We start from the raw sequence: 8,851 nt of genomic DNA, 5'->3' as shown, positions 1-8,851 counted from the left end.
CGAACCGATCAGGTCGGGGTATCAACATATCTGGCGTTGACTTTTGGCACGCTGTTGAGTTCTCAAGGAACGGACGCTTCCTTTGTACTCACCCTCTCGGGCTTTCCTCCGGGCGCTTCCCTTCGGTGTTTCCAACACTATCAGGCTTTTCCGGTCCCTCTGACCACCGTCCTGCGGACAGGCAGGAGGCGATCCAGAGATAGGATCTGATGAGTTGGGTACTGCCGGGGCGAGGACGCGTCGCTTCGCACCACTCAACCTCAGGCAGGAGTGACGACTGTACACGCGGCCGCCGAACGGGTGCAAATCCGTGGCGAGTGTGGTCTAGACCTCTATTGGTAAGACTCATGCGGAACCGGTACTTCCTATGACATACCCTGCTGCTCAGTGTGCCGTCCGGGACAAGCAGTGACGGCCCGTACAGATCTCCGCCCTGGGAGGCTTCCCATGACCACCGTCTCGTCCCCGCTCGCAGGACGCGCCATCGGCCTGGCCGCCGTGCCCGATCCCGTCTTCTCCGGGGCCATGGTCGGCCCGGGCACGGCCATCGATCCCGTGCGGGAGCCCTCCGAGGCGGTCGCTCCCGTGGACGGCGTCATCGTTTCTCTGCACCCGCACGCCTTCGTCGTCGTCGACGACAGCGGGCACGGTGTGCTGACCCATCTCGGCATCGACACCGTGCAGCTCAACGGCGAGGGTTTCGAGCTGCTGGTGAACAAGGGCGACACCGTCGTGCGTGGTCAGGGCGTGGTGCGCTGGGACCCGGCCGCGGTAGAGGCCGCAGGGAAGTCGCCGGTCTGCCCGATCGTGGCTCTGGAGGCCACGGCCGAGGCGCTCACCGAGCTCCGTGAGGACGGCGACGTGAAGGCCGGCGAGAGTCTCTTCCTCTGGAAGTGACGTCGACGCCGTCGCACGGCGGCATCGACGGCTGGTAGGACAACCACCGCGGCGGCGGGACCCGCCGCACTATCGGGACGGGTGAGATGGAGACAACGCTGCGAGGCGTCGGTGTGAGCCACGGTGTGGCGATCGGCGAGGTCCGGCACATGGGGACGGCAGTCCTGGAGCCGCCGGCGAAGCAGATTCCGGCCGAGGACGCGGAGCGTGAGCAGGGACGTGCCCGCAAGGCCGTGGAAGCTGTGGCGGCCGATCTGATGGCGCGCGGCAATCTGGCGGGGGGCGAGGCCCAGGCAGTGCTCGAGGCTCAGGCCATGATGGCCCAGGACCCCGAGCTGATGGCCGACGTCGAGCGGCGGATCACCGTCGGAAGCACGGCCGAGCGTGCCGTGTACGACGCCTTCGCGGCGTATCGCGCTCTGCTGGCCGGTGCCGGTGAGTACCTGGCCGGTCGCGTGGCGGACCTCGACGACGTGCGGAATCGTATCGTCGCCCGTCTGCTCGGGGTGCCGATGCCGGGAGTGCCGGACAGCGACGAGCCGTACGTGCTCATCGCGCGAGACCTGGCGCCGGCCGACACGGCGCTGCTCGACCCGACGCTCGTCCTGGGTTTCGTCACCGAGGAGGGTGGGCCGACCAGTCACAGCGCGATCCTCGCGCGGGCGCTCGGTGTGCCTGCCGTGGTGGCCCTCCCGGGCGCCGGTGAGCTTCCCGAGGGCACGGTCGTCGCCGTCGACGGCAGCACCGGCGAGATCTTCGTGAACCCGGGTGAGGAGAAGAAGGCACGGCTGGCGGCGGAGGCCGCCGAGCGCAAGGCCGCACTCGCCGCGGCGACGGGACCGGGTGCGACCTCGGACGGTCACAAGGTGCCGCTGCTGGCGAACATCGGTGGTCCCGCGGACGTGCCCGCGGCGGTCGAGGCGGGCGCGGAGGGCGTCGGTCTGTTCCGGACCGAGTTCCTCTTCCTCGACGACAGCGAGAACGCGCCGTCGGAGGAGAAGCAGGTCACCGCCTACCGCCAGGTGCTGGAGGCGTTCCCGGAGGGCCGGGTCGTCGTGCGGGTGCTCGACGCCGGCGCCGACAAGCCACTGGACTTCCTCTCCCCTGGCGACGAGCCGAACCCCGCGCTCGGCGTGCGTGGCCTGCGGACGCTGCTCGACCACCCCGACGTCCTGCGCACACAGCTGACCGCGCTGGCCAAGGCGGCCGAGGGGCTGCCGGTCTACCTCGAGGTCATGGCTCCGATGGTGGCGGACCGGGCCGATGCCAAGGCCTTCGCGGACGCCTGCCGCGGGGCCGGGCTGCGGGCGAAGTTCGGCGCCATGGTGGAGATCCCGTCGGCAGCGCTGCGGGCCCGCTCGGTGCTGCAGGAGGTCGAGTTCCTGTCGCTGGGGACGAACGACCTCGCGCAGTACACCTTCGCCGCCGACCGCCAGGTGGGCGCGGTGTCCCGGCTGCAGGACCCGTGGCAGCCGGCGCTGCTCGACCTGGTCGCGCTGTCGGCCGAGGCGGCGAAGGCCGAGGGCAAGAGCTGCGGTGTCTGCGGTGAGGCCGCTTCGGATCCGCTGCTGGCGTGTGTGCTGACCGGGCTCGGTGTCACCTCCCTGTCGATGGGCGCGGCGTCGCTGCCCTACGTGCGGGCCACGCTGGCCAAGTTCACGCTGGCGCAGTGCGAGCGTGCCGCGGCTGCCGCCCGGGCTGCGGACAGTGCCGAGGAGGCACGGAATGCCGCGCAGGCGGTGCTGTCCGGCGAGTAGGGGCCGGCTGCGGTTGCCGCCGTGGCTGTGGTGCGGGGCGTTCCACCTTCGGGTGGGGCGCCCCGCTCGCGCTTTCAGTGGTGGTGTCCCGGTGGCAGGCGGTCGTCTCCGAGGTCGGGCGGTGCGCAGTAGTCGACGTTGGATTCCGGGGAGATGAGGTCGCCGGACTCGACGTCCGTGCAGTAGGCGTCGAAGACCTCGGCGGCGGTGAGGGGTTCGAGGCCGTAGCCGCGCAGGCGCCAGCCGTGGATGCGGTCGGGCCCGTTCGTCGGGCTGATGCGCATGACGAGTCCGCCGGGGCTGTGGGTCGCCAGGCCGAGGGCGAGGACGCTGGTGAACTCCAGGGCCTCGGCCTCGTCGACGTGCGGGGTGCCGTCGCTCTCCTCCTCTACGAGCAGGACGGAGAGGAGGGTCTCGGCCGGGTGGCCCTTGACGCTGCAGACCAGGTGCCGGCTGCCCGGTGGGGCCGTTTCGAGGACCCGGTGCAGGAGGCGGTGGGCGCGGGTGAAGGCGGCTCGGCCGAGGTCCTCGCCGCAGGTGGCGCAGCTGCCGAGGGTGGCGAGGAGGGTCGAGGTGTACTCCCAGGTGGCCTGGCGGACGGCTTCGTCGACGAGGGCCGGGAGCAGGTCGGCGAGGGACTGGCCGTCGTACGGCACGGTGGGGCCGTGGGCGGCCAGCTCGGCGGTGAACCGGGCACGGCTGGCGGGGGCGTCGGCGTCGAGGCCCGCGGCCGTGCAGAAGTCGGCGTACTCCTCCGGGTCGAAGAGCGCGATCGTGGTGTGGGTGCCCTGTGCCGCCCTTGTCTTGAGCAGGGCTTCCACCTGGCGCAGGTAGGCGGCGTGGTCGTGGAAGGTGAAGCTGCGGTAGCGCCGCATGGCGCGGAAGTCGTGTTCGTCGATGAGCAGGCCGATGGTGCCCGCGATCTCGCGTCGCAGGACGTGTCGCATGGTGTGGTCGGTCTGGTCGGTGTGCGCCATTTCTTCCCCCTGTGCACGGTCGATCAATGCTCACTCACAGTAATCGGCGGCACTGACAACGGCGTCGGGGGCGGGGAGCCGGCCGCCGTGCGGGGCGGCCGGCTCGTCGGTGTGCTGGTCAGGAGCGCTTGCGGGCGAGGTCCTCGTAGAAGTGGAGCAGGTCGAGGTTGTCGATGGAGCCGGGGTTGACGGCCTTGTCGAGCGGGGTGCCCTGGAGGAGGCGCTTGACCGGGACCTCGATGCGTTTGCCGGTGAGGGTGTGCGGGATGCCGGGGACCTCGATGACCTCGTCGGGGACGTGGCGCGGGGAGAGGTTGGCGCGGATGGTCTGCTTGACGCGGTCCAGGAGGGCGTCGTCGAGGGTGGCTCCGGGTGCCAGGTGCACGAAGAGGGGCATCCAGTAGCCGCCGTCGGGCTGTTCGATGCCGATGACGAGGGATTCTTTGATCTCGGGGAGTCGCTCGACGGCTTCGTAGATGTCGGCGGAGCCCATGCGGACGCCTTGCCGGTTGAGGGTGGAGTCGGAGCGGCCGTGGATGACGACGGAGCCTCGGGAGGTGAGGGTGATCCAGTCGCCGTGCCGCCAGACTCCGGGGTAGGTGTCGAAGTAGCTGTCGTGGTAGCGGCTGCCGTCGGGGTCGTTCCAGAAGCGGATCGGCATCGAGGGCATGGGGTTGGCGACGACCAGCTCGCCCACCTCGTCGGTGAGCGGGTTGCCGTTCGGGTCCCAGGACTGGAGGTCGGTGCCGAGACCGGGGGCCTGGAGTTCGCCGATGTGGACGGGGAGGGTGGGGACGGCGCCCGCGAAGCACGAGCACACGTCGGTGCCGCCGCTGACGGAGGCGATCCACAGGTCGGAGCCGTTCGCGGCGAATTCGTCGTGCAGCCAGCGGAAGCCGTCGGGCGGGAGCGGGGAGCCGGTGGTGGCGACGCACTGGATCGCGGAGAGGTCCAGGTCGCGGGCCGGGTGGACGTCGGCCTTGCGGCAGGCCATGACGTAGGCGGCCGAGGTGCCGAAGAGGGTGGCTCCGGTGCGTTGCGCGATCCGCCACTGGGCATCCGTGGCCGGGAAGCCGGGGCTGCCGTCGTACAGGACGATCGTGGTGCCGGTGAGCAGGCCGGAGACGAGGAAGTTCCACATCATCCAGCCGGTCGAGGTGTACCAGAAGAAGCGGTCCTCGGGGCCGAGGTCGCAGTGCAGGCCGAGCTGTTTGAGGTGTTCGACGAGGATGCCGCCCTGGGACTGGACGATGGCCTTGGGCAGGCCGGTGGTGCCGGAGGAGTAGAGCACCCACAGGGGGTGGTCGAAGGGCACCTGCTCGAACTCGGGCTCCGTGTCCGCGGCGGTCAGGCTCCGCCAGTCCAGCGCGCCGTCGGGGGCCTCGGTGCCGAGGAGCGGGATGTGGATCACCGCGCGCAGCGTGGGCAGCTCCCGGCGGAGTTCGGCGACGGTGTCGCGGCGGTCGTGCTCCTTGCCGCCGTAGCGGTAGCCGTCGACGGTGAACAGGACGACGGGTTCGACCTGCTGGAAGCGGTCCAGGACGCTGCGGGCGCCGAAGTCGGGCGCGCAGGAGGTCCAGACGCCGCCCACGGCGGCCGTGGCGAGGAGGGCGACCACGGCCTGGGGGATGTTGGGGAGGTAGCCGCTGACGCGATCACCGGGGCGGACACCGAGGGAGCGCAGTTCGGCGGCGAGGGAGCCGACCTGGCGGCGCAGCTCGGCCCAGGTGACGGGGGTCGGCTCGTGGGTCTCGTCGACGTGGAGGAGGGCCGGTTCGTCCGGGCGGGTGTCGGCCGCGCGCAGGGCGTGTTCGGCGTAGTTCAGCATGGCGCCGGGGAACCACTGGGCGCCGGGCATCGTCCGGTCGCCCAGCACGCGCGTGTACGGGGTCGAGAAGCGGACGTCGAACCACTCCGTGACGGCTTTCCAGAAGGTGTCCAGTTCGTCGACGGACCAGCGGTGCAGCGCGGCGTACCCGCCGTCGGCGGGGGCTCCGTGGTGCTCGGCCGCCCAGGTCTGGAACCTGGTGATGCGTGCCTGGGCGATGCGTGGTGCATCCGGCTGCCAGAGCGGCTTGGGGTTCTGGGTCGACATGGGGCGGCTCCCGGACTGTGCGCGTCGTGTGCGTCCTGCGCGCACGGCTGGGGTGTGCGCGTGACGCGGCTGACAGGGACGATGCCATGTGATCGACTTCCGCACCAGGGTGCGCCTCACATGGTTGGTGGCACGAGGATGTGGTCCGGTCACGGGTGAACGGCAGTTGAACGACGCCCACGCGCGCGGTGGTGGATGGCAGGGTGATCGGCATGGACGGTCGTGACCTGGTGCGTTCGATGAAGACGGTGGGTTCCGCGGGGGCGGCGCACGGGTGGCGTACGGTGCGGGCGGCGTGGCGCAGACGGCGTGCCGACGCCGCGGCGCTGCCGACGCGGGGCGTGGAGCGGGCGCGGGTGCCGGGAGCGTTGCGGGAGGTGGAGTCCGGGCCGGGAGGCGGTGTCCTCCGGTTCGGGCGGTCGGAGTTGCGGGTCCTGGTCGCGGTGAACGGCGCCGTGTTCTGGGGCTGGGACGGGGCGGGGCCGGAGCCTTCCCGCGCGTTGGCGGGTCGCTGTCCCGAACCGGATCCCCGGGCGGTGCTGGAGCCGGACAAGGACGGCGGCTGGCGGGTGGTGGCGGAGCGGGCCACGGTGGCCGTGTCCCGGAACGGTGCGGTCGAGGTCCGCACGCCCGGGGGTGTGGTGCTGCGTCGTGAGCTGCCGCCCCGTTGGTGGGAGCCGGTCGGCGGCGGGCCGGCGCGCTGGACGCAGCGCTCGGAGGTGGCGGCCGACGCCCGGTTCTTCGGGCTCGGTGGCCGGTCCGTGGGTCCCCGGCTGCGCGACGGCACGTACCGCCTGTGGAACACCGGTCCCGGTCTGCCCCGCGCGGGCGGTGTGGACGCGGCGTCGGTCACGATGCCGGTGCAGATGGTGGTGGCGGACGCGGGGACGCACCTGGTGTTCCACGACACCTCGTGGGACGGCACGGTGACGTTGCGGGAGGGCGAGGAGGGAGCCGGGTCCGGGCACGACCGGCCGGGGCGGAGTGTGCTGCGGATGGACGGCGGTCCGCTGCGGTGCTGGGTGATGGTGGGGACTCCCGCCCGCGTGCTGCTGGCCTGGGCGTCGCTGACGGGTGCGCCCGCACTGCCGCCGTCGTGGGCGCTCGGGCACCATCACGTGCGGTCCGGGTTCGGGGACGAGCAGGACGTGCGGCGGGCGGTGGCCGGTCACCAGGAGCGCGGCCTGCCGCTGGACGCGGTGCATCTGGGTGTCGGGCACGCCGATGCCCGGCAGGCGTTCACCGTCGACGAGGAGCGGTTCCCGAAGCTGCCCGTGCTGGCGGAGGAACTGCGCAGGGAGGGGGTGCGGCTGGTGTCGGCGGTCGAGCCGGCGGTTGCGACCGTGCCCGGCAGCGCCGTGTACGACGCGGGGACGCGCGGGGGAGTGTTCGTGCCGGACGCCGCGGGGACGGTGGTCCGGGGTGTGGGGCGGGCCGGGGACGTGGTCTTCCCGGATTTCACGCACGCGCGTGTGCGCGCGTGGTGGGGCGGGCTCTACGAGGAACGGCTCGGGCAGGGGTTCGCCGGGTTCTGGCACGACCTGGACGAGCCCACCTCGTTCGCCGCCTTCGGGGAGCCGACACTGCCGCGGTCGGCCCGGCACGAGCTGGAGGGCGGGGGCGGCGACCACAGGGAGGCGCACAACGTCTACGCGCTGGGCATGGCGCGGAGCGCGTACGAGGGGCTGCGGGCGCTGACGCCGGATGAGCGACCGTTCGTCCTCTCCCGTTCCGGTTGGGTCGGCCTGCAGCGCTACGGCGGCACGTGGTCCGGGGAGGTGGTGGCGGGCTGGGCGGGGCTGCGGTCGTCGCTGGCGCGGGTGATGGGGCTCGGGTTGTGCGGGGTGCCGTTTTCGGGGACCGATGTGGGCGGCTCGGAGGGGACTTCGTCGCCGGAGCTGTATCTGCGGTGGCTCCAGCTGGCCGCCCACCTGCCGCTGTTGCGCACGCACGGGGAGCCGTGGGACTTCGGGGCCGAGGTCCTGGAGCGCGCGCGCGTGGTGCTCGTCGAGCGGAGACGGCTGCTGCCGTACTTCGTGACGCTGGTGCATCTGGCCCGGCGCACGGGGGCTCCCTGTGTGCGTCCCCTGTGGTGGTCGGCGCCGGAGGACCGGGCGTTGCGGGACTGCGAGGACGCCTTTCTGCTGGGCGACTGTCTGCTGGTGGCCCCGGTGCTCCGTCCGGGTGCGGACCGGCGGGCGGTGCGGTTGCCGCGGGGGCGCTGGTACGACGTGGTGACGGAGCGGGCGTACGAGGGGCCCGCGCGGGTGGTTGTCGACGCCCCGTTGGCCCGGATTCCGGTGTTCGCGCGGGCGGGGGCGGTGGTTCCGGTGCGCGGGGAGGACGGCGCGCCGGAACTGGAGGTGTGGGCGCCCGCGCGGGGGCGGACCGGCGGCGGGCTGGTCGTGCCGGACGCGGGCGACGGCTGGGATGAACCGGAGATCGAACGGTATGTGTCCCGCTGGGAGGGGCGGCGGGTAGTCGTGGAGCGGTCGGGCGAGGACGGGGTGAGCGAGCCGTCCTGCCCGGTCCGCGTCCGTGGGCTCGCGCAGCGGTCGGCTCAGATGTAGCGGCCCTCGAAGAACGCTCGTACGGCGCGGGTGTGGAGCGGGAAGGCGAGTTCTTCCGGCCGGCGCAGGAGGTGCCATCCCTCGGTCTCGTCCGTGGCGGCGGAGGGCGGCAGGTTCTCGGCAGGCCGCTCGGGCAGCAGCCCGAAGAGCAGCAGATGGCCGTCGGGCGAGCTCATGGCGTCGGCGAGCCGTACGTCGCGGCCCGCGGCGTCGATGCCCGTCTCCTCCTTGAGTTCGCGGACGACGGCCTGCCGCCAGTCCTCCCGGTCGTCGACGTAGCCGCCGGGCAGGGCGACGCCCCCGCGTGCGGGGGACACGGTGCGGGTGATGACGACCAGGGCGGTGCCCTGGGTGTCGTACACGGGCTGGAGTGCCACCGCGACCGGCAGCGGGTTGCGGTAGGCCACGGTGCCGCACGCGGGGCAGCTGCGGGGCCAGCCGGAGACGCCCTCTCCGTAGGGCGATCCGCAGCTCGAACAGTGGGAGTCGAGCGCGGAGTTGGGAACGGAGGTTTCAGTTTCGGACACGCGGCGGACTGTATCCGATCGCGGAGGG

6 protein-coding genes are annotated in these 8,851 nt (G+C 72.2%); 3 read left to right on the top strand and 3 right to left on the bottom strand.

Annotated features, from left to right (window positions below):
- Window positions 1–447: 447 nt before the first annotated feature.
- The gene (locus AB0P07_RS08735) at window positions 448–897 is read left to right on the top strand and encodes a PTS glucose transporter subunit IIA (protein WP_007388211.1); all 450 of its coding nucleotides are present in this window, start codon (window positions 448–450) and stop codon (window positions 895–897) included.
- An 86-nt stretch (window positions 898–983) separates the two neighbouring features.
- Window positions 984–2,654: a phosphoenolpyruvate--protein phosphotransferase gene (gene ptsP / locus AB0P07_RS08730; RefSeq protein ID WP_365547030.1), complete on the top strand. Its 1,671-nt coding sequence runs from the start codon at window positions 984–986 to the stop codon at window positions 2,652–2,654.
- Window positions 2,655–2,728: 74 nt separating this feature from the next.
- On the opposite strand, the gene AB0P07_RS08725 is transcribed toward ptsP, so the two are convergent.
- Together AB0P07_RS08725 and AB0P07_RS08720 are read right to left on the bottom strand one after the other, a co-directional pair.
- Window positions 2,729–3,631 (bottom strand): hypothetical protein, encoded by a 903-nt coding sequence (locus tag AB0P07_RS08725; RefSeq protein ID WP_365547028.1) that lies wholly within the window; start codon window positions 3,629–3,631, stop codon window positions 2,729–2,731.
- Between the two features lie 118 nt (window positions 3,632–3,749).
- On the bottom strand, window positions 3,750–5,726 hold the full coding sequence (locus tag AB0P07_RS08720) for an acetoacetate--CoA ligase (protein WP_365547025.1): 1,977 nt from the start codon (window positions 5,724–5,726) through the stop codon (window positions 3,750–3,752).
- 212 nt (window positions 5,727–5,938) lie between these two features.
- On the opposite strand from AB0P07_RS08720, the gene AB0P07_RS08715 reads away from it, so the two are divergent.
- Entirely contained in the window at window positions 5,939–8,296 is a 2,358-nt protein-coding gene (locus AB0P07_RS08715; protein ID WP_365547023.1) for a glycoside hydrolase family 31 protein, read from the top strand.
- On the opposite strand, the gene AB0P07_RS08710 is transcribed toward AB0P07_RS08715, so the two are convergent.
- Window positions 8,287–8,823, bottom strand: a complete 537-nt coding sequence (locus AB0P07_RS08710) for an NUDIX domain-containing protein (protein ID WP_365547021.1) — start codon at window positions 8,821–8,823, stop codon at window positions 8,287–8,289. The genes AB0P07_RS08715 and AB0P07_RS08710 overlap by 10 nt on opposite strands.
- Window positions 8,824–8,851 lie beyond the last annotated feature (28 nt).

The sequence above is a fragment of the Streptomyces sp. NPDC085944 genome, from assembly GCF_040686295.1.
GTDB classification, from domain to species: Bacteria; Actinomycetota; Actinomycetes; order Streptomycetales; family Streptomycetaceae; genus Streptomyces; species Streptomyces salinarius.
The sequence above is the reverse complement of the archived record's forward strand: the minus strand, read 5'-3'. Positions and strand labels throughout refer to the sequence as shown.

Excerpts from the sequence above, each read along its gene's own strand:
- AB0P07_RS08735 (WP_007388211.1), top strand. The coding sequence starts at position 448 with ATGACCACCGTCTCGTCCCCGCTCGCAGGACGCGCCATCGGCCTGGCC.
- AB0P07_RS08720 (WP_365547025.1), bottom strand. The coding sequence starts at position 5,726 with ATGTCGACCCAGAACCCCAAGCCGCTCTGGCAGCCGGATGCACCACGC.
- ptsP (WP_365547030.1), top strand. The coding sequence starts at position 984 with ATGGAGACAACGCTGCGAGGCGTCGGTGTGAGCCACGGTGTGGCGATC.
- AB0P07_RS08725 (WP_365547028.1), bottom strand. The coding sequence starts at position 3,631 with ATGGCGCACACCGACCAGACCGACCACACCATGCGACACGTCCTGCGA.
- AB0P07_RS08715 (WP_365547023.1), top strand. The coding sequence starts at position 5,939 with ATGGACGGTCGTGACCTGGTGCGTTCGATGAAGACGGTGGGTTCCGCG.